Source organism: Chloroflexota bacterium (assembly GCA_026710945.1).
In the GTDB taxonomy this organism is placed as follows: domain Bacteria; phylum Chloroflexota; class UBA11872; order VXOZ01; family VXOZ01; genus VXOZ01.
Window position 1 is genome coordinate 68,822 of record JAPOQA010000041.1, and the last position, 25,414, is coordinate 94,235.

At 58.6% G+C, this 25,414-nt stretch carries 24 protein-coding genes and 1 tRNA gene; 13 read left to right on the forward strand and 12 right to left on the reverse strand.

What is annotated here, in order from left to right:
• Positions 1-75: 75 nt before the first annotated feature.
• The 8 genes from ribH to OXE05_08650 form a co-directional block, all read right to left on the reverse strand.
• Positions 76-540: a 6,7-dimethyl-8-ribityllumazine synthase gene (ribH, locus tag OXE05_08615; GenBank protein MCY4437377.1), complete on the reverse strand. Its 465-nt coding sequence runs from the start codon at positions 538-540 to the stop codon at positions 76-78.
• Positions 541-547: 7 nt separating this feature from the next.
• Entirely contained in the window at positions 548-1,765 is a 1,218-nt protein-coding gene (locus tag OXE05_08620) for a bifunctional 3,4-dihydroxy-2-butanone-4-phosphate synthase/GTP cyclohydrolase II (GenBank protein MCY4437378.1), read from the reverse strand.
• Positions 1,766-1,958: 193 nt separating this feature from the next.
• Positions 1,959-2,306, reverse strand: a complete 348-nt coding sequence (locus OXE05_08625; protein MCY4437379.1) for a hypothetical protein — start codon at positions 2,304-2,306, stop codon at positions 1,959-1,961.
• A 41-nt stretch (positions 2,307-2,347) separates the two neighbouring features.
• Positions 2,348-2,938, reverse strand: coding sequence for a riboflavin synthase (locus OXE05_08630; protein ID MCY4437380.1), 591 nt, complete (start codon positions 2,936-2,938; stop codon positions 2,348-2,350).
• Positions 2,939-3,001: 63 nt separating this feature from the next.
• Positions 3,002-4,162 carry a bifunctional diaminohydroxyphosphoribosylaminopyrimidine deaminase/5-amino-6-(5-phosphoribosylamino)uracil reductase RibD gene (ribD, locus tag OXE05_08635; protein ID MCY4437381.1) on the reverse strand — a complete coding sequence of 387 codons (1,161 nt, stop codon included), beginning with the start codon at positions 4,160-4,162 and terminating at the stop codon, positions 3,002-3,004.
• A gap of 18 nt (positions 4,163-4,180) precedes the next feature.
• Complete coding sequence (locus OXE05_08640) at positions 4,181-5,341, reverse strand: cysteine desulfurase family protein (protein ID MCY4437382.1); 1,161 nt, start codon at positions 5,339-5,341, stop codon at positions 4,181-4,183.
• A gap of 267 nt (positions 5,342-5,608) precedes the next feature.
• Complete coding sequence (locus OXE05_08645; protein ID MCY4437383.1) at positions 5,609-6,412, reverse strand: ABC transporter permease subunit; 804 nt, start codon at positions 6,410-6,412, stop codon at positions 5,609-5,611.
• Positions 6,378-7,313: an ABC transporter ATP-binding protein gene (locus OXE05_08650; protein MCY4437384.1), complete on the reverse strand. Its 936-nt coding sequence runs from the start codon at positions 7,311-7,313 to the stop codon at positions 6,378-6,380. The genes OXE05_08645 and OXE05_08650 overlap by 35 nt, the downstream gene beginning before the upstream one ends.
• 580 nt (positions 7,314-7,893) lie before the next feature.
• On the opposite strand from OXE05_08650, the gene OXE05_08655 reads away from it, so the two are divergent.
• Together OXE05_08655 and OXE05_08660 are read left to right on the forward strand one after the other, a co-directional pair.
• On the forward strand, positions 7,894-8,742 hold the full coding sequence (locus OXE05_08655; GenBank protein MCY4437385.1) for a hypothetical protein: 849 nt from the start codon (positions 7,894-7,896) through the stop codon (positions 8,740-8,742).
• Positions 8,743-9,072: 330 nt separating this feature from the next.
• Positions 9,073-9,750 (forward strand): TIGR00266 family protein, encoded by a 678-nt coding sequence (locus OXE05_08660; GenBank protein MCY4437386.1) that lies wholly within the window; start codon positions 9,073-9,075, stop codon positions 9,748-9,750.
• Between the two features lie 33 nt (positions 9,751-9,783).
• Here OXE05_08660 and OXE05_08665 read toward each other — a convergent pair whose 3' ends face one another.
• Positions 9,784-10,485, reverse strand: coding sequence for a hypothetical protein (locus tag OXE05_08665; protein ID MCY4437387.1), 702 nt, complete (start codon positions 10,483-10,485; stop codon positions 9,784-9,786).
• A 111-nt stretch (positions 10,486-10,596) separates the two neighbouring features.
• On the opposite strand from OXE05_08665, the gene OXE05_08670 reads away from it, so the two are divergent.
• On the forward strand, positions 10,597-11,211 hold the full coding sequence (locus OXE05_08670) for a GNAT family N-acetyltransferase (protein MCY4437388.1): 615 nt from the start codon (positions 10,597-10,599) through the stop codon (positions 11,209-11,211).
• A 201-nt stretch (positions 11,212-11,412) separates the two neighbouring features.
• On the opposite strand, the gene selD is transcribed toward OXE05_08670, so the two are convergent.
• The gene (selD, locus tag OXE05_08675) at positions 11,413-12,456 is read right to left on the reverse strand and encodes a selenide, water dikinase SelD (GenBank protein MCY4437389.1); all 1,044 of its coding nucleotides are present in this window, start codon (positions 12,454-12,456) and stop codon (positions 11,413-11,415) included.
• A 541-nt stretch (positions 12,457-12,997) separates the two neighbouring features.
• Positions 12,998-13,846, reverse strand: a complete 849-nt coding sequence (locus tag OXE05_08680; protein ID MCY4437390.1) for an NAD(P)-dependent oxidoreductase — start codon at positions 13,844-13,846, stop codon at positions 12,998-13,000.
• Positions 13,847-14,875: 1,029 nt separating this feature from the next.
• Between OXE05_08680 and OXE05_08685 the strand changes: the two genes are divergently transcribed.
• From OXE05_08685 to OXE05_08715, 7 genes are all read left to right on the forward strand, one after another.
• Positions 14,876-15,733 (forward strand): DegV family protein, encoded by an 858-nt coding sequence (locus OXE05_08685; GenBank protein MCY4437391.1) that lies wholly within the window; start codon positions 14,876-14,878, stop codon positions 15,731-15,733.
• Between the two features lie 9 nt (positions 15,734-15,742).
• Positions 15,743-17,101: a TldD/PmbA family protein gene (locus OXE05_08690; GenBank protein MCY4437392.1), complete on the forward strand. Its 1,359-nt coding sequence runs from the start codon at positions 15,743-15,745 to the stop codon at positions 17,099-17,101.
• A 4-nt stretch (positions 17,102-17,105) separates the two neighbouring features.
• A complete protein-coding gene (locus OXE05_08695; GenBank protein ID MCY4437393.1) occupies positions 17,106-18,428 on the forward strand; it encodes a TldD/PmbA family protein in 1,323 nt (440 codons plus the stop codon).
• Between the two features lie 212 nt (positions 18,429-18,640).
• Positions 18,641-18,895 carry a type II toxin-antitoxin system HicA family toxin gene (locus OXE05_08700; GenBank protein ID MCY4437394.1) on the forward strand — a complete coding sequence of 85 codons (255 nt, stop codon included), beginning with the start codon at positions 18,641-18,643 and terminating at the stop codon, positions 18,893-18,895.
• The gene (locus OXE05_08705; GenBank protein ID MCY4437395.1) at positions 18,892-19,218 is read left to right on the forward strand and encodes a type II toxin-antitoxin system HicB family antitoxin; all 327 of its coding nucleotides are present in this window, start codon (positions 18,892-18,894) and stop codon (positions 19,216-19,218) included. Before OXE05_08700 ends, OXE05_08705 begins: the two co-directional genes overlap by 4 nt.
• A 67-nt stretch (positions 19,219-19,285) precedes the next feature.
• Complete coding sequence (locus tag OXE05_08710) at positions 19,286-20,131, forward strand: SDR family oxidoreductase (protein ID MCY4437396.1); 846 nt, start codon at positions 19,286-19,288, stop codon at positions 20,129-20,131.
• Positions 20,132-20,269: 138 nt separating this feature from the next.
• Positions 20,270-20,354 (forward strand) — tRNA-Leu (locus OXE05_08715).
• A gap of 1,109 nt (positions 20,355-21,463) precedes the next feature.
• On the opposite strand, the gene OXE05_08720 is transcribed toward OXE05_08715, so the two are convergent.
• Positions 21,464-22,174 carry a C4-type zinc ribbon domain-containing protein gene (locus OXE05_08720; GenBank protein ID MCY4437397.1) on the reverse strand — a complete coding sequence of 237 codons (711 nt, stop codon included), beginning with the start codon at positions 22,172-22,174 and terminating at the stop codon, positions 21,464-21,466.
• Between the two features lie 364 nt (positions 22,175-22,538).
• On the opposite strand from OXE05_08720, the gene OXE05_08725 reads away from it, so the two are divergent.
• The 3 genes from OXE05_08725 (at position 22,539) to OXE05_08735 (ending at position 25,402) form a co-directional block, all read left to right on the forward strand.
• Positions 22,539-23,468, forward strand: a complete 930-nt coding sequence (locus tag OXE05_08725) for a hypothetical protein (protein MCY4437398.1) — start codon at positions 22,539-22,541, stop codon at positions 23,466-23,468.
• A 167-nt stretch (positions 23,469-23,635) separates the two neighbouring features.
• Positions 23,636-24,898, forward strand: coding sequence for a DUF362 domain-containing protein (locus OXE05_08730; protein ID MCY4437399.1), 1,263 nt, complete (start codon positions 23,636-23,638; stop codon positions 24,896-24,898).
• Between the two features lie 264 nt (positions 24,899-25,162).
• The gene (locus OXE05_08735) at positions 25,163-25,402 is read left to right on the forward strand and encodes a hypothetical protein (GenBank protein MCY4437400.1); all 240 of its coding nucleotides are present in this window, start codon (positions 25,163-25,165) and stop codon (positions 25,400-25,402) included.
• The last annotated feature ends 12 nt before the right edge of the window (positions 25,403-25,414 follow it).

Sequence of the window (25,414 nt, forward strand, 5' to 3'; positions counted from 1 at the left end):
CATGCCTGCAGTGGAAGCTCTCGGGCGGATGCAGCCCACTGGAGTATGCGACGAGAATCGAAAGTGGCGGCGCGCCTACAGTTGCTGCAGCAGGTTCGCCATTTCCAGGGCGGCCATGGCGGCGTCGAAGCCTTTGTTGCCGAGCTTGGCGCCGGATCGTTCCATGGCTTGTTCGAGGGTTTCGGCCGCAATCAGGCCGTTGATGACGGGGATATCGGCGGCCAGCGCGACGTGGGCAATGCCGCTCGCCGTGCCGTCGGCCACGTGCTCGAAGTGCACGGTAGCGCCGCGAATCACAACTCCCAAGCAGATGATAGCGCCGTAGCTCTGATTGGCAGCGAGGCGCTGGGCGGTAACTGGGATTTCCAAAGAACCGGGCACGCGTACGACGTCGATCGCGCCATCCTTTACGCCATGACGCTTGAGACCGTCCACAGCGCCCTGGACCAGGCGGTCTACGAAGAGTTCGTTGAAACGCGCCGCTACGATGGCAAAGCGGTGGTCGCCGGCTTCGAGCGTGCCTTCAATCGTACGTGCCACCGTTCTCTTACTCCGTGTCCTGGGTGATTAACGACAGATCGTGACCCAGTCTATCACGTTTCGTCTGCAGATAGCGCAGGTTTTCGCTGTTCGGTTGCACGCTGAGGGGTACGCGCTCGACCATTTCCAGGCCGTAGATGCTAAGCGCCGCCTCCTTGATGGGGCTGTTGGTGAGCAAGCGCACCTTGTGCGCTCCCAGGTCCTTGAGCACCTGGCAGCCGAAGCCGTAGTTGCGCTGGTCCGCGCCCAGCCCAAGGCGATGATTGGCTTCTACGGTATCCAATCCCTCGTCCTGCAATTCATACGCGCGCATCTTGTTCATGAGACCGATGCCGCGGCCTTCTTGATTTAGATAGAGGATGATGCCCGTGCCTTCCTCCTGCACCATCTGCATAGCCAAGCGCAGTTGCATGCCGCAATCACAGCGTAACGACCCGAGCGCATCGCCGGTGGCACATTGCGAGTGCACACGCACCAGCACCGGTTCATCCGGCGTAATCGTGCCGGTGACAAGCGCGATGCCTTCTTGCCAGTCGGCAGTGCTCTCGTACGCCAGTGCCGTAAATTCGCCATAGTCCGTCGGGATGCGGGTGCGCGCGACGCGGCGCGCAATAGTCTCCGTGCGGTAGCGGTATTCGATGAGGTCGGCAATGCTGATGATGGTGATGCCATGCCTGGCGGCGAATTCCTTGAGTTGCGGCAAGCGCATCATCGTGCCGTCTTCGTCCATGATTTCGCAGACCACTGCCCCCGGGTAGAGGCCGGCAAGCTTGGTGAGGTCTATGCTGGCTTCGGTATGGCCGGCGCGCACCAGCACCCCGCCATCACAGGCGCGCAGGGGAAACGTGTGACCCGGCATGATAAGGTCGCTCGGTTTGGTGTTGGGATTGACCAACGCTTTGATGGTGGTAGCTCGATCTGAAGCGGAAATTCCACTGGCCACACCGTGCCGCGACTCCACGGAAACGGTGAACGCCGTGCCGTACATAGTGTCGTTGTTCGATACCATCAGCGGGATGCGCAGTTCGTCCAAGCGTTGGGCGGTGAGCGGCGCGCAAATGAGGCCACGCCCGTACTTCGCCATGAAATTGACCTTCTCGGCCGTGATCTTCTCGGCCGCAATGCAAAGATCGCCTTCATTCTCGCGGTCCTTGTCATCGATGACAATGACGAAGTTGCCTTGGCGGAATTCCTCAATGGCCTCTTCAATCGTAGCTAGTGGCATGCGAATGCTCTCTCCGTTCCCTTTACGACTGCCTGCAACAATGCAGCGCAATCGAGTCGCACTTTGCGCTGGAAGACCTGTGAGTTCTGTGCCGTATGTGGGAAACCGACTGTAGATGAGTCACTTTGATTCGTCTTTCGCTTCGTTTCCGATAGGGCGCGCCAATGAGAATTTGAGTTGTAGGCGATGGCGCCTAGGGTAGTAACTTCAAGGCCGCCACGATCAGCCCACCCACCGCTACCTGTAGCAATGCAAGCTGAAGTATTAGGTTGTTCATGCGTCGTTCAAGTGTTGCTGTTAGCCGCAACTCCAGTGCTTGCAGGTCGGCTTTGGTTGACCGTTCCAAGGCTTGCAAGTCCGCTTTGGTTGCCCGCTCCAATGCTTGCAGGTCGGCCTTGGTTGCCATGTCCACGATATCGGCTTTAGTTGCCAAGGCGCCGTAGCCCTCGCCGCCCACGTCTATCAAGGCTTGTGCTTGGCGCTCCGTGAAGCCCGCATCCGTCAGGGCTGCAAACGCCTTGTGCGTGTCGAATACTGCCATCGGTCATGCTTCCTAGATTCTTGCGTCGATTGCTACCGGCCTTAGTCGTGTACTAGCAAACGTTCCACGTATTTCGCAAACAGGTCTACTTCCAAGTTTACCCTGGCGCCGAGCGGCTGGCGCGTCAGGTTCGTATGTTCCTGCGTATATTGTACCAGGGAGACTGCAAAGTCCTGCGCGTTTAGCTCGGAAACGGTAAGACTGACACCATCTACGGCAACCGAGCCTTTCACGATCAGATATCGGAGCACTTCCGGCGGCGCGGTAAACCGCATTACCACAGAGTCGCCCACTGGAGTTCGCGCAAGGATTGTGCCGGTAGCGTCTACGTGCCCTTGGACTATGTGTCCGCCTAGGCTATCGCCGACGCGCAGTGCCGGTTCCAAGTTTACGCGGTCACCTGGAGAGAGGTCGCCTAATCCTGTTCGAGAGAGGGTTTCCGGCGTGAGTTTGCACGCAAACGCTGGTGGCTCAAGTGTTGCCACGGTGAGGCACGTGCCGTTCACGGCAACGCTCTCGCCGGGGCTGAGGGTACTGGCGATCTCCGGGGCCGCAATCTCCAAATCCGCCTCATCAGCCGAAGCAGCGAAGTGGGTTACGGTGCCAAGCGCTGTGACAATGCCGGTAAACATGGTAAACCTCTCCGCCTCTTGTTGATTATAGCGGTAAGGGTGCGAAGGGTTTGCTGCGCAATTCTAGCAGTCCACATCGCTAAGATCGGCGGTCAGAAGCACGTCTGGGCCGATTTGCACTACAGACGAAAAGTTAAAGCGTCGTATGGCAGCGGCCTCATTTCCATCCCGACCGGCAAGCAGCGACGGCGCATTGTCATTGCCAACCAGGATCGGCGCGACAAAGAGCAGAAACTGTTGCACACAGCCGGCATCCAGAAAGGCCGCAGCCAGAGTGGGACCGCCTTCCAAGAGTACGGAACGGACACCGTCCGCCCCCAGCCGCCGCAAAAAGCTTGGCACATCAACCCTCTCGTCCGCAGACGGCAGCGACCACACGTCGGCGTTGCGCGTGCGATACTGCTCCAGCCGGTCGGCTGCTGCTGCGATCGTTGTTACGATTGTCGTCGCACCGGGGAGATCCGGGCCGAGAATTCTGGCGCATCTCGGCGTTCTGCCGCTGCTATCAAGGATGTAACGGCGGGGGTGATGCACGTCCGCTCGCGCCAGGCGCGTGGTCAAGCGCGGGTCGTCGGCAATGACCGTGTTCACGCCGACGACAATAGCATCGCTGCGGTCGCGCAGTTCATGCACCATGGTGCGCGCGGCTTCACTTGTCAAATAGGTCGTTTCATTGTCGCCCGTCGCCACTTTGCCGTCAGCGCTCATGGCCATTTTCAAGGTGACAAACGGCAGGCCGGTTTTCATGCTGTAGAGGTATGCTGCGTGGCACTGCCGAGCCTGCTCCGCGTTGACCCCAACACGTACTTGAATCCCGGCGGTTCGCAGACGTGCCACGCCCTGGCCGTTGATCCGCGGATGAGGATCGAGGACGCCAATGCTGACGCGTCGAATGCCGGCGGCAATGATTGCCTCCGTGCACGGCGGCGTGCGCCCACGAAATGCGCAGGGCTCAAGTGTCACGTAGAGGTCGGCTCCCCTGGCGGCGTCACCTGCTACGTTGAGCGCCGTGACTTCTGCGTGTGCTTGGCCAGGCGGCTGCGTGGCGCCTTCACCGACCACAACACCGTCTCGCACGATAACGGCGCCGACCGCAGGATTAGGCGACGTGCGCCCTTGCGCCTGTTCTGCCAATTTGAGGGCGCGATTCATGTGGTCATTGGGCATACTAATGGCCTGCGGCGTGTTGGGAGGAGGCACACGAGTCTTAGCCGTAGCGAACATGGGGCGGTTCGGCCGGTCTCATACCACGGCCATGGCGCGCAACTGGCTTACGATACCGGGCAGTAGCTCCAGCACGTGTTCGATCTCGTCCGGCGTGTTCCTGTGACCCACGCTCAAACGCAGCGCGCCTCGCGCACGGTGCAGCGGGATGCCCATCGCTTGCAGCACGTGAGAAGGTTCCAACGAGGTGGCAGAGCAGGCCGATCCGGCGGAGGCGCAGACATTGTGCATGTCGAGGTTGAGGAGAATGCTTTCGCCTTCAATGTTTGCGAACGTGAGACTGGCAATGTGCGGCAGCCGCTGGGTAGGATGGCCGGTGCGCTCCGCGATCTCAATCCCCTCGCAAACGCTGCCAAGCAGGCGGTCCCGCAACGCCCGGCAATGCGCATTGCGTTCGTCGCGGTGCGCCTGGGACAATGCAAGCGCTTTCGCCATGCCTACGGCGTAGGGCACGTTTTCCGTGCCGGAGCGCCGGTTACGCTCTTGTCCGCCGCCCTGGACCAATGGGATGAGCGGCGTGCCGCGCCGCGTGAAGAGTGCGCCGATACCTTTCGGCCCATAGAATTTATGGGCAGCAATTGACATAAGATCGATGTCAAGTTCTTCTACATCCAGATCCATGCAACCGGCGGCCTGCACGGCGTCAGTGTGCACGACAATGTCCTCGTTCAGTTCCCGTGCCGCCACTATCGCCTCTTGCAGGGGTTGGACGGTGCCGACCTCATTGTTGGCGATCATCATGCTGAGTAGGACGGTATCCGGACGTACGGCGGCACGCAGCGCGTCCAGGTTTACGATGCCGTGCCGGTCAACCGGGAGATAAGTTACCTCGAAACCTTCCCTCTCCAACCTATGGCATGTGTGCAGCACCGCGTGGTGTTCGATCTGGGTAGTGATAACGTGCCTGCCCTCGTCACGCCGGGCGTACGCCACACCCTTCAGGGCAAGATTTGCGCCCTCGCTGCCGCTGCCGGTTAAGACGATTTCATTGGGACTGCACAAGAAGACATCCGCAATGTCCTCCCGCGCTTCCTCCACCGCCCGCTTGGCCTGGCGCGCAATACTGTAGATGCCGGAAGGGTTGCCCCACTGCTCCGTGAGATAGGGCAGCATGGCGTCGAGAACAGCCGGATCAACCGGCGTCGTTGCGGCATGGTCGAGGTAAATTAGGTCGCTCATGAATTTCGCTCCTCCTACGCGAGGAGTATACACTCTCTGTCCCAAGCAAACGACGGAGCAAGTACCTGCACAGGCACCAGTGTGACTGGGTTCAAGGCGTGAACGTGTGGGTTTTCAACTCTACGTGACTCAAGTATAGTAGCCGCGCTTTTCGGTTGCCAAGAGGTAGATAGAATTCATGGGTGTGCGATGCGCTCAACACAATCCGCCACTCCGCGCTGTTTCCACCAATGAAGTCTACGTGACGAAGCACATTTTATTCAGGCGCTAGATGCCGGCAATATCCCGCCGCCGGAAGATGAACACTGCCAACGCAAGGAAGACGAGGCTGGCGCCCAGCAGCACCGCGGGGTCTTGGAAAGAAATGTCCTCCCGCAAGACTGCCAGCGGTTCGAAGTAGTTGAAAGGCCCTAAGATGCGGTAATCGTAGAGGTTTTCGACAATGTCCGTCATGGCATCGAAGAAGTAAGCGCCCACCGTGAAGACGGCGCCAAGCACGCCTGCAAGGCGGCGCGAGGGGAGCGAGGCGGACAGGAAGAGCGAAAAGCAATTGAAGAGCGCGCCCATGCCGAACGCGTTGAGCATGACAAGAGCAAGCCGGTCGAGCTCCAAGGTGGCTTCGTCCACGAAGCCGATGCTTACCCAGAGCACCACGCCTATAATCACGAGCACTAGGACGAGGCTCAAGAGAGTTGCGGCTGTCTTGTGCAGAACAACCTGGCTGCGCGAAATAGGCAGGGAGAGCAGGGTATCCATGGTGCCGCGTTCCTCTTCGCCGCGCAGCGCACCGGTGCCCTCGATTATGGCGAAAATGGCAAGGATCAACGGCAGGATGATCAAGTACTGCGATACGAGATAGCCGTCAAATTCTGTTAGCGAAAGCACGCCGCCCGTAAAGGCCTTGTAGGCGTCGGGCAGGTTCTTCATGGCTTCCTCAAGCTCAGCGCCGCTCGCTGCGAAACTGGGATAGATGGCGATTACCAGCAGTGCGAGCGCGCCCAGACCTAGTCCGTAGGCCAGTACGGGGATGCGCTGGTCACGCAGAGTCTTGAGCAGAAGATTCCGCAGCATGGGCTTCCTCTCGGGTTTCGTAATACTGGAGAAAGATGTCTTCGAGGCGTCGTTCCTGGTACTCGATGTCTACCACCGTGTAGCGCGCCGCTTCTATGAGCGCGCCGGCCAAGTTGCCCTGGATCAGCGCAATCACGGTGGTGTTTTCCTGGGACTCTTTTTGCACGCCTTCTAGTCCGCTAAGGAAGTCCGCCTGGGGCGGTTCGGCGAATTCCAGGCGTAAACGCCGCACTTGCTTCTCTTGGATGGCTTCCAGGGTGTCGCTCAGAATGAGCGTGCCGTCGCGGATCACGCCCACACGGTCGCAGATGCGCTCTACCTCGTCCAGATTGTGACTGGAGAAGAAGACCGTGCCGCCCTGCTGGCGGTACTCGTTCAGAATGCCGTATAGCTCTTGTTGCATGAGCGGATCGAGTCCGCTGGTGGCTTCATCGAAGAGAATCAAGTCCGGCCGGTGCATGAGCGCCTGCAACACGCCGAGTTTCTGCTTGTTGCCCCGCGACAATGTGCCGATGCGCCGATTAAGTTCGGCATCCAACCGCTCGGCCAATTCGTGCACGTACGACATGTCCGTTACGCCGCGCACAGTACCGAAGAACCGCAGGAGTTGCCTACCGGTAAGATTCTCATACATGCGCAGGTCGCCGGGCAGGAACCCGACGCGGGCACGGATGGCTTTCGACTGGCCTTGCACATCCATGCCGAGGATCGTGGCTGTGCCGCGGGTGGGACGGATAAGATCGAGCAGCAGGCGGACGGTGGTCGTCTTGCCTGCCCCGTTGGGGCCCACGAAGCCGTAGATTTCTCCGCGTCGCACGTCAAGATCAAGGTCTATGACGCCACGACTCTTGCCGTAGAATTTCGTTAGCTGGCGCGTTTCAATTGCCAGTTCTTGTGCCACCGGAAGTGTCCTCTCTGCGCGAGCCCGTGATGAAGGTAACGAATGTCAGCATTGGATGCAGCGAACGCCGTATGCGGAGGCGCGTGCTCTCAACCGCTTTTGGATCATCATGCGCTGTCAATCCGTTCTCGATGTGCGGTCAGATTCCCAAGCGTGGAGGAATTCCATCATAAGACGCCGCACGAACAGCATGCGGAGTTTCCATTTTATCGCTTTGCCGATAGCTGAGTCCGTGCCCACATTCGCGGCGTCACTAATCTGTCTCTAAGCCAATTATAGCCCATACGTACTATGGATCGCAGATGGGGAGGTGGGAAAGCGCAGGCAGCTTGTGGCGCATGTGCTCGGCCCGACGGGCCCGTTTGACGTGGCATATAACCTGGAAGAAACAGCTTGTGGGCACGGTTTTGAGCCTAGCGGAGCACAAGCAACGCTACCTGCTCTGTCGTGTCTCTTAGGTACTTCTCAGACTATGCAGGTAGAATGAGATGCGGTTCCAAAGAGAGAGAGACCGCAAAGAGCCCACGGCCAGCGCTCTATTAGAAACACTTCATGACTTGCCACAGCGGAGGGTTGCGATATGGACACGATGGATAGACGAGCATGGGTCGGAATTTCCGCCTTGGGGGTAGGCGTGCTCGTCCTGCTCCTCGTGATTTTCTCTTCGGTCCGAGACACAGGCCAACAACTCCTGAATCTCTTTCGGGTGCAAGAGGTGCAAACGGTCCAGATCACGCAGGAATTCTTGGATTCGTTGCCGGAGCCGGACGCAGAGCTTATTCAATGGGTTGAAGAGCCTTCAGGCGATGGAGAGGCGCGTGAAGTCACGCTAGCCGAAGCAGAGGATGCCTTGGGCTTTCGTTTGGCTCAGCTCGCCGCTTTGCCGGACAATCTGCAAACCGATCCCAAAGTCACGATTACTGACGCGGAAGAAGCCTCGTTTACTATCGATTTGCCTACCGCGCGCAACTACATCTGGGCGCTGGGCGGTGACGGCGCAATTCTGCCCGATACTATGGAGGGTGCGGTCTTTGGCGTCACTATGCCCCAGGTGGGCATGCTGTTCTATGCTGCGAAAGAGAATCCCGAGCAGGGCGTGCGCCTGATCCAGACCACCAGCCCGACACTCGCGGTCCCCGGCGAGATCGACATGGACGCCATACGCGCTGGGCTCTTGGAGCTGGAAATTCTGCCTCAGGATCTGGCCGCGCAATTGCGGGCGGTAAGCGACTGGGAGAGCACGCTGCTGCTGCCGTTGGTCGAGGGTATGTCAGAGGAAGTGAATGTCGGCTCTGCGACTGCGGTGCGTTTCTTTGGTGTGGATGATGACGATCGAATGCTGGTGTGGGTGGCCCAGGATCGGATACACGTCCTCAGCACGAACATCCCCGAGCTTGATTTGACCGCTCTGGCTGAGAACGTCAGATAGCGAAACTCAGCTACAGACGACCGTGTGGGAAGATGCTGTCCTCATTTTGGCGGCCTGGCTGCGTGTTGCGGCTAGGTTGGCCTAGATGAGGTATCACCAGCAGTCCAGCTTGCCCTCGTTTGGATTCCATTGAACGTCTCGGCCTCCCGTGAGTGCGTGCGTGCACCTTGGCACTGAATTCGCTGACCTCAGGCAAGGTGGGCGTCGCATCGCGCACCGCAACTGAAGCCCGTGTGATGTTGGGGCCATCTCCAGGTGCGCGGCAGGGAGGCGTTGGGGTACGCTAGACTCAAAGTGCAGTATTGGGTGATTCCCGCAAGGAGGCCTTTTGTGGAATACGAGATCCTACACCGTCCGTCGTATGCGCTGCTCAGCATGCAATTGAATGCGGGCGAGAACGTGAGCGCCGAGGCCGGCGCCATGGTCAGCATGTCGAGCGGCATCGAGATCGAGACCAGTATGCGCGGCGGACTGTTAGGCGGTCTGCGACGCAAATTCCTGGGTGGCGAGTCTTTCTTCATAAACACGTTCAACGCGGCGCAGAGCGGAGAAGTGAATTTTGCCCCCAGTCTTCCCGGCGACATCTATGCGGTTGAACTCAACAACGAAGTGATATTTGCCCAGTCCGGCTCATTCATCGCCTCGACGGCCGGAGTGGAAGTGGACTCGTCGTGGGGCGGCGCCAAGACGTTCTTTTCCGGTGAAGGCCTCTTTCTTCTCAAGATTAGCGGCAGCGGCGTCGTGTTCCTCTCCAGCTACGGCGCTATTCAAGAAATTGCGCTGGAAGCAGGGCAGTCCTACACCGTGGACACAGGGCACATGGTCTCATTCGCCGAGGGTGTCGGCTACAGCGTACGCCGCGTGGGCGGCATGAAGTCCACGCTCTTCAGCGGCGAGGGCTTGGTGGTGGAGCTGACCGGCCCCGGCAAGGTGACGATCCAGTCCCGCAGCACCGACGCCTTCCTGGCCTGGCTCATACCGCACTTGCCGAGTGGAGACTCCGGTTAGATTCAATGGGTCAACGGCACAGTTGCAACCCAGTTAGGAAGACTCGCCGTTGTCGGAGTTCCACGCCCGGCTGCCTTTGACGTGCAGGTAGCTGGCGCCGGCTTCGATCCAGGCTTCGCGGTAGGCGTAGAGAGTTTTCTCATTCGCGCCCGCGACTGAGCGCACTTCTTCTGCGGTCTTATGGAGCCACGGCACGTTGTCGGCGACTTCCTCCGGACGCTCCAATAGAAATTGGCGCATCTCGGCCAGCTTGGCGAGGCCGCCGGGCACGTCCGGCCCGGTGATCTCCTGCATCTGCTGCGCTACGGCTATGAGGGCGTCCGCGGCTTCCTTGTACACGTCCCAACGGCGGTGCATGCGCTCCATCATATGCTGGATGTCGTCAAGAAGCTCGGTAACGTGCGCGACGTCAGACTGCACGCGCGCGGGCTCTTCTTCCTCGATGCGCTTCAATTCATCGATGCTGCCGCACACGTCGGTGTAGTGGGTCTGGCGCGCGGCGTCACCCTCCGACATGTCCGGCACGAATTGGTTCCCGCCGGCCCAGCGCACGCGGGGCAACTCCATCATGCCGCCGTCTTCGAAATAGACGAGCGGCGGTTGGTTGTGGCCGGCCTCTTCGATGTGCGCGCGGCCCAGGGCGACCTTTTCGAGTATCTTTTCACGGTGCGGCGATGGCGGCAGCCAGCGCTCGTCAATGTCAGTAGTGGCGGCTCTCTCTTGTACCTGACTCATCTCTTGAACTCCTTAACTTGGTCCACGAATCGCATGTGGCACGAATGACAATCCCTACTCAGTCGGCTTGCTCAAGCACCTCAACTCCCTCCCTGCTAGTATACTACCGCTATGGAAATCGTCATCCCGGAACTGCAATCCACGCCTGAACGCCGCGTCTCAGTGATGCAGCCCCATGCCGTTACCCTGCGTGGAGCGGCAGTAACGTTGCGACCCATGGGTGAATGCGATTGGGACATTCTGCTTAAGTGGAATAACGATCCCGTCGTGATGGAATTCGCGGACCACAATCCCTTTGAGGAGACCACACTAGATGACTTACAGACCATCTACCGCTGGATTTCAACCCATGCCTACTGTTTCATCATGGAGGTGGATGGGAATCCCATCGGCGAGTGTTGGTTGCAACAGATGAATCTACAGCGGATCGTTGCGCAGTTTCCAAACAAGGACCTGCGCCGCATCGACCTGATGATTGGCGAGAAGGAATTGTGGGGTCACGGCTATGGGACGGAGGCAATAGGGCTGCTTGTAGAGTTCGGCTTTCAAATAGAGAGAGCCGATGCCATATTCGCTCCCGTGATGGCGGACAACCACCGCAGCCAGCGGGCGTTCCAAAAGAATGGGTTCACGTGCCACGACCGCTTTCAAGAGCCGGACGGTAGCATCAACACCGATCTGGTAATTTGGCGCACGGAGTATGCAACCGCCGGAGCGCACGACTGATGGCGGCTAAGCATCTTGCCCAAGATAGTCCCCACTCTTTTGCGCCAAGAAGCGGGGGACAAGCCCCCGCGCTACGTCCCAATAGTGAGGATCGAGCGTATACTGGCAAGAGAATATGACCAAGTCTAGGTGTTTGGTTGACTTGGGTGACGTGTGAACCTTGCGACCAAAAGCCGTGTTGAAGCCGCTCTAGATCAAACGCTAACTCGCCGTAACCGTAATGCCGGTTCCCTCGCGTACCTTGCCAATTATCCAGAGCGGCTCGTTGGCGGCGCGGAATTCTTCTACCAGTTGGGGTTGCTCTTGCGGTGGCACGGCTGCCAGGAGGCCGCCGCTGGTCTGGGGATCGAAGAGGAGTGCGGCGAGGGCGGGTGGGACTTCATTGGCAACGGTGAGCAGTCCTTCCATTTCCAAGTGCTGACGATTGCGGTCAAGCCCGCCCGGCATCACGTCGTCTTGGGCGTAGCCTAATGCGCCGGACAGCAGCGGGACGGCTTGTGCGTTGATTTCAAAAAGGACGTTGCCGTGGCGCGCCATCTCCATAGCGTGGCCGAGCAGGCCGTAGCCGGTAACGTCGGTGCAGGCGTGGACAGTGAATTGTTGGAGTAGGCGCGAGGCCCCGCCATTGAGACGGCACATGCTCGCCGTCGCTTCCGTGAGGTGCGAAGGCCGGACACAATCGCGCTTGTGAGCCGTAGTTATCACGCCGGTGCCAATGGGTTTTGTCAGCACCAGCAGGTCGCCCGGTTGGGCGCCGGCCTTGGTGAAGATGCGTTCGGGATGTACCTGCCCCGTGACCGCCAGGCCGTATTTTGGTTCTTCGTCAGTCACCGTATGACCGCCCGCTATTACGGCGCCGGCCTCAATCACCTTGTCCGCGCCGCCCTGGAAGATGCGGCTCAGGATGTCCAGATCGAGGTCATCAGGAAAGCCCGCGAGGTTGAGGGCGAAAAGCGGCTCTCCCCCCATGGCATACACGTCGCTCAGGGCGTTGGCGGCCGCAATCTGTCCGAAAGCGTAGGGATCATCGACAACCGGCGGGAAGAAGTCCGCCGTACTGATGATGGCCTGTTCGTCGCTCATGCGATATACGGCGGCATCGTCGGGCGCGGTGAGACCTACCAGCAGATTGCTATCGGCTTGTGTGGGAAAGGCGCGCAGTACCTGCGCGAGCTCGGCGGGGCCGAGTTTGCCTGCTCACCCGGCGCAGGAAGCCAGGCTGGTTAGTCTGACCGGTGATGTCATAGGGTTGCTCCTCAGCGGTATTGAACGCGGACTGAACGCGTGTGGGCAACGGTGCCGTCGACGACTTTCTTGCCTTTACCAAGACCACCTGCACCGTTCGGCCTGAGCCTGTCGAAGGCCGGGTTGGAGCAGAGAGACTTGGCGCATGACTTACGTATCTCATTTCGCCGTTCATGCTTCGACAAGCTCAGCACGAACGGCTGGCAAGCTCGCACGAACGGCTGGCGGGCTCAGCACGAACGGCTAGTGTGCTCAGCACGAATGGCTGGCGGGCTCAGCACGATGGCTGGCAAGCTCGCTCGAACGGCTGGCGTGCTCAGCAGGAACGGCAAGCGCGCCCACCGCATGCCGATCCGGCAAACACCCCAAGACTCCTCTTGCTTGAAAGTATAGCAACTCCCAATGAAGGGAAGATTTCTGGCTGACTTTGGGGACACATGTCAACCAGCAATTGCAATTTGCAGGCAGCGTAATTGCTGCCGCTGGTGATGTGTAGATTGCTGACGATCCCCGTTTCTTGCGGCCATTTCAAAGGCTGTTGTTAGGCAAAATCGCGCCACGAATACTGCGCTTGGAAACCGAGGTCGTGTTTCGCTTTGGCGTTGGTGATACCTGATTCCGTCCCGGTAAGATGGGCCGCTATCTGCTCGGTGCCTGGGAAGACGAGTGGCGAAGCTTCAGCGAGGGGAATTGGACAGAACGCGTCATCGGCCACGATGTAATAGGCGCCGTGCACGGCGCTTTCCGTCTCCAACGCCAGGCGAAACCCCACCGCCAGGTCGCGTACGTCCGCGTAGCCCCAAAAGCCACCATAGAAGGCGTTGAGATTCGCCTCCATCGCTGCCAGTCGTTCCGGCCACGTCTCCGGCATGACCACGTGGGACGGACGGATGGAAACGGCAGGAATGCCGGTACGCCGATGCGCCATGTCCACGATATCCTCTCCTACCACTTTGGAGAGACCGTACGGGTCTTGCGGCAGATTCGGGTGGTTTTCATCCACCGGCAGGTAGTGCGGGACAAAGTCGCGGTAGCGGAAGCTCATGCCGAGCACGTTGATGCTGCTCGTGGCGACGATCTTCTTGAGGCCCAGCGTGGCGGCAGCCTCGCACACATTATAGGTTCCCATCACATTTGTACGGAACACGTACGAGTTGGCGAGGGTCCCAGGCGAAGGGATGGCCGAAAGGTGCACTACGGCCTCGGCGGGGGCCAGAAGCTCGAATATCGTACCCTCGTCTTCGTGGTCGCCGACGCGATAGTGGACGCCGGCTTCAGGCTGCGTTGGCGCAACACGATCGAACGAGACGATCTCGTGCCCGTGCTGCACAAGCTCTCTTACAACGTACTGTCCGATGTTACCGCTGCCGCCTGTCACAACTACTTTCATGGGTTGTCCTCCTGGTGGGAATTTTCTGCGTAACTTCGGCCGCAGGCGCTAGAATTACTCCCTCTTTCCAGGGAAAAGGCCGGGGTGGGGGGATTTCTGCTCAACTCGTCCTCTTTACCAGTATGACCGATACGCAAGAGCGCAAAAAGCTCCCAGATTGCGGGAAATTCCCCCTCACCCCCGTATCGTGTCGATACGCTGTATCGAGTACAGGGCAGGCTCTAACCCTCTCTTGCCGGAGACCCTTGCGTAAGTCTAAAGCAAGCGAGGCTGTCCCCTCTCCCCGAGGGAGAGGGCTAGGGTGAGGGTGAAGTTGCACTTGATGCTAGCCGACGCATGGCAGATTTGAATTTGGAACATATTGACTCTACATGGCCCATAAATAGAACGGCAAAGAATCCCCTCACCCCGGCCCTCTCCCCAAGGAGAGGAGGAAGTCTCCTTCCCCCGAGACCAAGTAACGCAAAGGTCTCCGCCGGGAGAGGGGATCGTTCCGCCCCGGCAAGGTTATTCTCGAGGGGACATTCCCGCCCCGGCAAGGGTCATTAAATTTCTCCTGGTGGGCAGGAAGAGTGCTCGCATTGGATTGAACCTTGGTCGTACACCACGATGTGCAGATTGCTGTGCTTCGTCGCCTACCTCCGAACCTCGCTTACTATTGTAAGCGTTTGAACGCTAGGCCGAACACCTGCCAGCAAACACTCAAATCAACATTGATCCTCTCGTGGCTATCCAAACACTGAGTAGAGTGCTAGCGACGAATTCCTGTGACCATGGGCAGGAATATACTCAGTCTGGAGGAATCCGCATGGAGCCACATGCTACTCTATGGTAGGTGAGGTTAGCAATCACACAATCCTATTGCCGCAGGCTGTTGACTGTCACGTGCACGTTAGTATAGCTTGAGATACGATAGTGAGTGCCTTGGGGGCGTGGCACTTGGTATAGCAGCGAAGGCAACATCAAGTGGGACAACCTCCCGGCCCAAGTGACAATATCGCCTCAATCAAGAAAGAAAGAGGAGAGGGTATGAGTGCGATTGCCATCGTAACTGATAGCACGAGCGACCTCGATCCCACGATTGCCGCCGAGCAGCACATAACCTTAGTGCCGGCGCACGTGCGTTTCGGAGATATCGATTACAAGGACGGTGTGGACATCACGGGCGAGCAATTCTATACAATGCTCACCGAGGCTCAGGACCTGCCCCAGACATCGCAACCCTCAGTAGGTGAATTTGCCGAAGTCTACGAGCGATTGGCGCAGGACCACGACCATATCGTGTCGCTTCACGTATCCGGCAAGCTGAGCGGCACCATGCAGTCGGCGCTGACAGCCGCGCAGCAGTTTGAGGACAAATCCTCTTGCAGCATCCACGTGGTTGATACGCAATCGGCTTCGATTGGGTTAGCGTATATAGCGTGTGAAGCGGCCCGGCTCGTTGGCGAAGACGCGGAAGTCGATCACGTCGTAAGTCGCGTCAAGAGTGTCGCCGACCTTATGCACCTCGCCTTTACCCCCGATACCTTGGAATACCTGCGGCGCGGCGGTCGCCTCGGGGCGGCCTCTCACTTGGTTGGTTCGCTACTCCGCATCAAGCCGGTACTCATTCTCGAGGATGGCGCAATTGAAGCGCTTGATAAGGTGCGCACGCGGTCCCGCGTCGTCGAACGCATGGTGCGCTATGTGGAATCCGTCGCCGGACCTGAGGGAACGCTCACGCATCTTGGCGTGATGCACGCCAATGACCCGGATTTCGCGGCCGAGTTGCAAGAGGCGATCTTGGGCCGCGTTTCTGCCGAGAGAGTCATGAACGGGTCAATTGGACCGGCCATCGGCACGCACGCGGGACCGGGCGCAGTCGGCATATCATTTCATAAGGAGTAAGTCGCATCTATGCGCGAACGCATCGAAGACGCGCTAAAGCAACATACAGCGGACTACGTGGAAGTCCGCATCGAGGAAACGCAGTCTACGAATATCACCTACCGGGGCAAGGACTTGGAGGAGGTGGGCACAACTACGCAGCTTGGCGGCTCTGTGCGCGCGGCGGTGAACGGCGGCTGGGGTTTTGTTTCCTTCAATCGGATCGATGGTCTGCAAGAAAAGGTGTCTCAAGCTGTCAGTCAAGCGCGTCTTGTAGGCAACGAAAAAACGGAATTGGCCGACGTGCCGCCGGTACAGGACGTGGTGCGGGTCTCCATGCAGCGTGATCCACGAGAGGTCGCGCTGGCGGAGAAGAAGCACCTTATGGACTCGTATGTGGAAGAAATCTGGCGGACGCCCAAGATTCAGACCTCCACGGTGCGCTATGGCGACGGCTACCGCAAGCAGTATTTCGGTAACTCAAGTGGAACATACATTGAACAAGAGCGGGGACGCGTAACTGCTCATTTCGGCGTCGTCGCGCGTGATAACGGCAATGTGCAGCAAGCGCGGTCAGGCTTTGCCAGCAGCGAGGACTATGGCGTCGTGGAAGGCCATCACGACGAGGTGCGCGAGACGGCCGAAAAAGCCGTGGGGATGCTCGCTGCCACACCGCCAAAGGGCGGGGAGTTCATGGTGATTCTCGACTCCACGCTGGCGGGTGTCTTTGCGCACGAGGCGTTTGGGCACTTATCGGAAGCCGATCACGTGTATGAGAACGACAAGCTCAAAGAGATCATGGTCCTGGGCCGCACATTCGGCGGCAAGTACCTCAACATCATAGACAGCGGCCGGGTGCAGGGCCTCACCGGCTCGTTCGCGTACGATGACGAAGGGGTGCCTACGGGCAAGCAATACCTGATCCGGGAAGGCGATTTGGTGGGGCGGCTGCACTCGCGGGAGACCGCGGGCAAGATGAACGAAGCCCCCACGGGCAATGCCCGCGCCCAGAGCTACCGTGTGCCGCCGCTGGTCCGCATGCGCAATACGGCTATCGAGCCGGGTGAGACTCCTCTGGAGGATATGCTGGCGGAGGTGAAGGACGGCGTCTACTGCAAGAACTGGTACGGCGGCCAGACAAGCATGGAGATGTTCACATTCTCCTGCATGGAGGCCTATGCCATCCGGGACGGTAAGTTGGCCGAGCCGCTGCGTGGCGTTAATCTTTCCGGCAATGTCTTCACGACGTTGGAGAACATCGTCGCCGTCGGCAACGATTTTGCGTGGGACCCCGCGGGTGGGACGTGCGGCAAGGGCGGCCAGTCGGCGCCGGTGGGCGACGGCAGCCCCCACGTACTCATTAGCAAGTGCTTGGTGGGAGGTCAGTAGTCGTATGCTCGATGCATTGCTCGATAAAGCCAAGAAAACGGCTGAAGTAGCCGAGGTGCTCTTCTACGAATCTACGGAACTCCCTATCTCCTTTGAAGCCAACCGCATGAAGTCCATAAATGCTCGGGAGTCAAGCGGCATGGCGTTGCGCATCATCAAGGATGGGCGCATTGGCTTGGGCTACTCGACAAAGTTAGGCGGGCCCGGCGATCTGGACGCCCTCGTGGCGAGCGCGGTCGAGTCCGCGCAGTTTGGGGCCGAAGCGCAGTTCACCTTGCCAAGCACCCATACGACGAACGGCGTCACCATCTTCGATCCCGGGGTGGAGGCGCTTTCGCTGGATAGTCTGGTATCGCTCGGCTCAGAGGCGCTTGACTTGCTGCGCAACCACGACGATGAGTTTCTGTGCGACGTAGGCGCGTCGAAACGCATCACACACGTCCGGTTGCTCAACTCTCTCGGCGGCGGCACGGATTACCGCAAGTCCGTAGTGTCCCTGGGGGCCAGCATCAATTTGACGCGGGGTGAGGACATCCTGGACGTCTGGCACTACTCCTTATCGTGTCAGGCTGACGTGGACCCGCAGGCGGTGGCGCAGCGCATCATACAGCGGGTTGAAGCCGCACGGGAGCATGGGGCGGTATCGACAAAGCACATGCCGGTGCTGTTTACACCGCAAGGGCTCGGTTCCACGCTCATGCTGCCGCTGCGGCAGGCGCTCAGCGGCAAGACCGTGCTGCAGGGCGCTTCTCCCTTGAGCGACAAGCTAGGCGAGCAAGTATTCGACGAGAAGTTGAACGTCTACGACGACGGCACGATTGATAATGCCGTCGGTTCCTCCCCCACCGACGATGAAGGCATAGCCTTGCAGCGCACCCCGCTCATCGAGAACGGACACGTCTGCACCTTCATCTATGACCTGCAGACTGCGGGGCTGGCCGGCGCCGAGCCGACAGGCAACGGCGAGCGTTCCCCGGACTCGTTACCGTCACCGGGATATCACAATGTCGTCGTGACACCCGGCGACGGCGGGAGCCTGCAGGACCTTATTGGCGGCATAGACGAAGGCATACTGGTCGAATTCACCATGGGCGCGTCGATGGGAAATCTCTTTTCGGGTGATTTCTCCGGCAACGTGCACTTGGGTTACAAGATTGAAAACGGCAAGCTCGCAGGCCGCGTGAAAGATACGATGGTGGCAGGCAATAGCTATGAGGCGCTGAAGAACATCGCGGCCATTGGCAGCGAGCCGGAATGGGTTGGCGGCAGCTTCTACGCGCCGCCGATCTTGGTTGCGGACCTGAGCGTGAGCACCCGTGCGGATTAGCCGGATCTAAGCAGCGAAGCCGTGACTAAGCCGATTCCCCAGTGTAATTTGGCTTTAGGGTGCGACTGAGTTGGGTTGTTTCCAAATGTCTTTCGCTTGGGCGCTGCACTCCAATAAGATCACCTTCGGATGAGAGCAGAGATTCTTCCTAGAGTTGGCAGAAAATGCCCCGTATACTAGTAAAGTATATCATAATGTGATATGCTTTACGGATGAGAAGGAAGCATCGCAGGACTTTGGCGGCGCTATTCCGCCGGCCGACTCAGTCAGGCATCCGATGGGACGATATTGAGTCGCTGCTTCTGGCCTGTGGGGCATACATCCAGGAACGAGAGGGTTCAAGAGTCTATATTGAGTTGGATAACGTTGTCGCACATTTTCACCGGCCACATCCTGAAAAAGAGGTCAGAAAGGGCGCGGTGAACTCCATGAGGAGATTCTTGAGAGAGGCTGGGATCGAGCCATGATGAAGTACAAAGGCTATAGCGCGGCTGTTAGCTTCGATTACGAGGCGGGAGTCTTTCAAGGTGAGGTGGTGGACACGCGTGACGTGATCGTCTTTGAAGGCGACTCCGTGGCGCAACTTGAGAGAGAGTTTCGGTTCTCCATAGACGACTACTTGGCTGCATGTGCTGAGCGAGGCCGGATACCGGATCGACCGTTCTCAGGGCGGGTTCCGCTGCGTTTAGCGCCAGAGATTCATCGTGCAGCTACGACCGCAGCGCGAGCGGAAGGCAAGAGTCTTAATGCTTGGCTGGCCGAAACTATTGAAAGGGCGGCATCGGGCTAATCAACTATAATCTGCCTGCATGAAGCGATGTAGGTAGCACTACGAATCTATCTAGGAGACGTATCCGATGGCGGCAGATAGCACAGGGGACGAACGGCGCGGCGAGTTTCTCGACGAGCTCTTCGGCCTCAGCGGAGAAGTGGCGGTCGTAGGCGGCGGCACGGGTGTTTTGGGCGGTGTGATCGCGGGGTGCCTCGGCGCGGCCGGTGCGAAGGTCGCGGTGCTGGGTCGCAACCAGGAAGAGGGCCAACGCCGAGTTAAGGTCATCGCGGAAGCCGGTGGAGAAGCAATCTTCGTGCCCTACGTTGCAACAGACGCGGAGTCGGTCGCGGAGGCGCACGCGCAGGTGCGAGACGCGTTCGGAACTGTTACCGTGGCGGTAAATGCGGTTGGTGGTAACCACCCGTCCGCTGTCGTCAGCGCGGAACAGGCATTCGAGGATCTCACGCTGGATGCGGTGCGTAACAATCTCGATCTCAATCTCACGTCGGCCTGGCTGGCCTGCCAGGAGTTCGGTCCGGCCATGCTGGCGAACGGACGCGGCAGCGTCATCAACATCGGGTCCATGGCGGGCGGCGAGCGGCCGCTTTCACGGGTGCCGGTGTACGCCATCGCCAAGTCGGGAGTGGCAACGCTGACATACTTCCTGGCCCGGGAATGGCAGGGCATTGTGCGTGTCAATATGATCGTCCCCGGCTTTTTCGAGACGACGCAGAACCGTTCCTTGCTGCGCAACCCAGACGGCAGCCTCAGCGAGCGCGGTGAACAAATCGCCGCCCACACCCCCATGGGACGCTTTGGCGAGCCCGCCGAGCTTGGCGGAGCGGCGGTCTATCTTGCATCCAACGCCAGCGCTTTTACGACCGGGCTGGCCTTTGTCGTGGACGGCGGGTTCTCAGTGCAGTCGATTTGAGGCAGGGTAGAGACGAGGCGAGACCAACGCGAGGGAACTGTTGGGGGCGCCCACCAATTGCTTAGGGAATGTGGGCTGACTTGCGCGTTGACGGCAGATTTGCCGCTTACATATAATCAGAGTGGAGTAACACCGCATGCCGAAGTGGCGGAATTGGAAGACGCGCTAGCTTGAGGGGCTAGTGGGCTTTACGCTCGTAAGGGTTCGAGTCCCTTCTTCGGCACCTTTTCGTTCCTGGTAAGGAAGTTGCCCTACTGGCTTCTATATCTTGGGAATGGTCAATCGACTAGGTAGCCTTATCATTTTCCCGCGCTTGGCGTCTGAGGCGTAGGCTGAGGCTTTTCTTCAGGGAGAGCTTTGCAAGCCCTTGCCGCAGCGAGGAAATCACGTCTCCCTTCACTGAAGAGGGCGACGGCCTGCCCCGAACTCGATACAGCGTATCGACACGATACGGGAGGTGAGAGTGAAGTTGCCCCGAGTGCAAGCCGGCGTTTAGACGTTTTGGCTCTAGGGTGGATTGACTGTACATGAGATGCGAATAGAACAGTAAGACATCCCATCAACCCGGTCTATACACTCCCCAGGGAGAGGGGGTAATACAAATCCCTCAGGATCTAGTTACGCAAGGGTCTCCGCAGGGATGGCGCGAACGTCTGCTCCGACTATTTCCACAATAGCGTCTATTCAACTTGGTACGGCTATTCCCTCCGGTTTGGTATGGTTATTCCCTCCGGTAGCGCAGGTTTGTAACCTGCGTATTTCCGCTAGGAGTTTCTTGACTGGGGCCAGTGCCAGGGCTCGCTCTCAGTTTAGGAACTTTGGTGTGTTGGCTGGGCTGTGTTGCACTCTCGTGAATCGGTCCATTATTGCTAGGAAAATAGGGGTCGCACTGGTTCGTCATTCCTGCGCAAAGCCTGCCTCGGACGCGATACGAGCAGGCTTGCAGTCGCCTAATACGATGAGCGCGCCGTCCTTCGCGTAGATAAAGTTCCGGCGCTGCACTTCAGAGTCCGCGACTTTGACGAAGTCAGTGAACAGGGTTCGAGCTGCGCTCGGAATTGTAAATGTCAGATAATTCGTTGACAGATTCAAGTACAAAAGCATCCGTCCGCAGTGTTAGACATGACTAGCACACATGTCATTCCGAACGAAGCGCAGCGAAGAGAGGAATCTAATGTGCTGAAGCCGCTAAAGTGCGTTGAGCAGGAATCCTAGATTCCTCGCTCCGCTCGGAATGACATGCTCCGTCAACACCTCAGAATGGAAAGCGGACTCTGTCAACGAATTACTCAACATTTACAGGAATGACATGGGATGCCAACTCCGCCTGGGCTAGCGCACAGTGAAGAGCATGCGGCCGCAGCTATCGCAGTAGACAACCTCTTGGTTCTGCTGGGTGCGGCGTAGTTGCGTGTCAGGGAGCGCAATGTGGCAGAATGTGCACCGGCCCTGGGATACAGGCACCAGGACGTTGCCGCCAAGGCGTGACCGCAGCGATTCGTAGACTGCAACGAGAGCGGGGTCGTTCTGGCCCAGCAATGCGGCGCGTTCTCTATCGCGCGCCGGGATTTCCACCGCTAACTCTTGCAGACGCGCGCCAAATTCTTTCTGTTTGGTGGCGAACGTTGCTTCGAGCGCATCAAGGTGGGACTGTTGCTCATCCCGCGCGGCTGCGGTTTCTTCAGCAACGACCATGGCTTGGAGCGCCTGTTCTTCGCGCACGGCGCGCTGCTGCATGAGTTGCGAGATGTCCGCTTGCAAGGCCTCCAGTTCCCGTGCGCTCACCACGCTGCCACTGTAGAGGCGCTTCGATTTCTCCTCGACCCCTGCGGTAATGGTCGCCAGTGCCAGTTCGGAGTCCTGCAGCGCAGCGCTCGCCTGCGCCTGCGTTTTCGTCAGCGTCGTAAGTTTGCGGCGAGCCGCTTCGACTTCCCCATGATCGGCGAGAGCGGCTTCGATCTGCTTGACCTCAGTGCGGAACGCGTCCAACTGAAGATCAATCTCTTGGAGAGTCTGTAAGCTCTCGAAAGCAAGTACAGGCATTGCGCTGATCCTGTGAAAATAAACGGCTCTCCCGCCATTATACAATTCTCATCCCCCGTAGAGTGTGCTATGCTCTTGTGCAGTAGTCTGGGCAAGGCCGCTAAGGCATTTTTCGTTCGCGGCAAGTGGGTAGAGCGGCCGCCAAGGAACGACAAGCCAAATGAGACTGGGACGGCACGAAGGACAAGATTCCGTTTGTGTGCCGGCAGTCTTGCTATGATGCCGCGTGGGTAGCTTGGCGACTTGTGATAATGGTATTATTTGGCATACCATTGGAATACTAAGCCAGATAAATGCAGATATTGAAGTGCGTGATGTAGCTCACCTTGCCGACAGCGCTGCACTCGAGAATACAGGAGGGACCATGAGACGGCTGAAGTTGCCATTCATCTATCGGATAGCAATCCTAAGTTTTGTTCTGCTTATTGCCGGGGCAGCCTGCGGTGTGGAAGAAAGACTTGATGCGCAAGAGACGCCAATCAGTGCCAACCCGAGCCTTGTGGCCACGGCACAGGCGCGCGCGATAGCCGAGGCGGAAGAGAGCCGGCGCGACTTGCCACTGCGTATGGAAGTCGATGAGGCTGCTGCGGGCAACGCCGAAATCGGTGTGGCGCTCAACTCCTACAAAGGCTCCGTCTTCGTGAACGGTCGCCGCATGCCGCAACCCTCGACTCTTGGTGGCAATACGTTCGTGGTCTGGGTTGGCACTGAGCGCAATGGCACTATCGTATTTGAGAACGGCGGAGCGCTGATTTCCGACATTTCCCGTGTTGCTACTCTCTGGACGTATACGACGTTTGACGCGGTAAAGGCGATCTATATTACCGCTGAAGAGCATGCGTTAGTGGCGCAACCTTCGACTGCGATAGAAGATGCAGCTCTCCGGCTCATCTTGGCACGACCAATGATCATGCGTCCCGGCAGGCTATTTCAACTGCAGCCAACCGAGCTTGGCGGTGACGTTAATACAATAGTGCGTATTGGTGTCAATGGTGGAATCTCAATAACCTTTGCCGGGCTCAAGCAGCCGCGTGAGTACGGCGATAAGTTCCTCGTTTTCTGGGTTCTCGATACGCTGAGCGAGGATCCGCTAACCTACAACGGCTCGTGGCTCACCGTGACGCCAAATGGGGATTCTCAGATTGTCATGACGGCCCCGCCCGAGACCAAGGGCATGCGGCAGTATAATCGGTTGCTCATAACCGCTGAAAATCTTACTGACGTGAGGGGACCGAGTGGTGAACTGGTCATCTTCACGTTGGATAACGAGACGCCTTTCTGGGAGACGATCTAGGCTGGTTCGTGGCAGCGGTTTTGTGCGGGAAGACTGCAAGCTCGTCCGGTGCTGCTGTGGCGCTAGAGAGAGCAAGATTGAGGCTGCCTCAAACAGAGAGCCATTGATCAACGCCTAGGAGTCTCGAGCGGTAGAGAGACTGCAGGCGGGTGCATCGAGGAGAACTCATGGCTAACTTGCCCAGTATGGTTCACGTGCGACAGCGCTTCTCTACGGACCAGATCGAAGACCTCACGGGTACCATACGCGCCGAGTTGTCGCGGGTGGGCCTGGACAGAGTCGTTGTCCCCGGCATGGAAGTCGCTATCACGGCCGGCAGCCGTGGCATTACCCGCATTCCGGAGATCATCCGCACGGTAGCTGAGGCGGTGCGAGCGGCCGGCGCTACCCCTTTCATCGTGCCGGCCATGGGTAGCCACGGCGGCGCTATTGCGGAGGGGCAGGCTGCTGTGCTGCGGGACTACGGCATCACCGAAGAGTCCACGGGAGCAGAAGTCCGCGCCACGATGGACGTGGCAAACCTGGGCACAACGGCAAACGGCGCCACGGTCTACTTTGATCGCAACGCCTATAGCGCCGACGCAGTGATTGTCGTTGCTCGCGTGAAGCCCCACACCAGTTTCCGCGGCCCGGTGGAGAGCGGCCTCTGCAAGATGATAACGGTGGGCCTGGGCAAGCAGAAGGGCGCGGAGCAGATGCACGCCCACGGCTTGGCGGAGACCATTCCGCAGGCCGCCGCCCATGCAATTGAGAAGTCGAATATCGTCCTCGGCCTCGGCGTCGTCGAAAACGGCTACGACCAACCACACACGATCAGGGCTGCCCTGGCGGAAGACATCTACGAGACCGATAGAGAACTGCAGACCCTTTCAAAGACCCTCTTGCCGCGCGTGCCGTTCGATGAGCTTGATCTCCTCATAGTGGACGTGATGGGCAAGAACATCTCGGGAGCGGGCATGGATCCAAACGTCATTGGGCTTAACCGCGGCATGACTATGGACCGTCACCCCAACTACAAGCGTGTGCTGGTGCGCGACCTGACGCCGGAATCGCACGGCAATGCGGTGGGCATCGGCCACGCCGACTTCGTGACGAAACGTCTGGCCGACAAGATCAACTACTACGATCTTTACATGAACGCCCTCACCGCCAACAACCCGGCCGTGGCCAAGATTCCCATTACTCTGGAGACAGACAAGGTCGCTATAGAGACGGCCTTCAAGTCGGCCTGCACCGACGTGGCGGAGCCCCGCGTCGCCCGCATCTACAGCACGCTCCATTTAGAGTATCTCCTCTTCTCCGAGGCGCTCATTCCCATGGCGCAGGAGAACCCCGACCTGGAAATTCTCGACAAGCCCTATGAGTGGCAGTTCGACGCTGCCGGCAATCTGGTAGAGGCCGGACTGCTCCACCAGCCGCAGAGCGCTTAGACGAGAGACCCAGGCAGCACGTCCACGCGGGCGATGCTTGATGCCCCACGTGGCCCCCTTGATTGAACTGCTTTTATCGCTACTTTTATGTAGTCGAGCGATTGCCGCCATGGGTCGTGGCAGAAAGAGCCCAGCGACGTACGAAGGTGGGTTCCGTATTTCTGCGTCTTGGCAGAACCCTTGCATTAAGTGGTACTGCAATACCAACCATTCGCGTCTAGGAATAGTTCTCGAATGGTATAATTGCAAGGTGGAAGTTAGGATGTGGGATCGCGTTCGAGCCGGTGGGAAAGTCAGGAAGTGGAGATCAACGGGGAATTCGCCGCAACAATAGGAACGATTATCGCCGCGGCCATAGGTCTGGTCTGGCGATTTGAGACTCGCACCTCTGGAATTGAGAGCCGGCTTGGGGGCCGCATGACTGATCTGTCCGACTGGGTCTCTCGCATTGAGGGACTGCTTGAAGGCTACTTTAAGCAAGCAAGCGGACGTGAGGAAACTTGAGGGACGTGATAG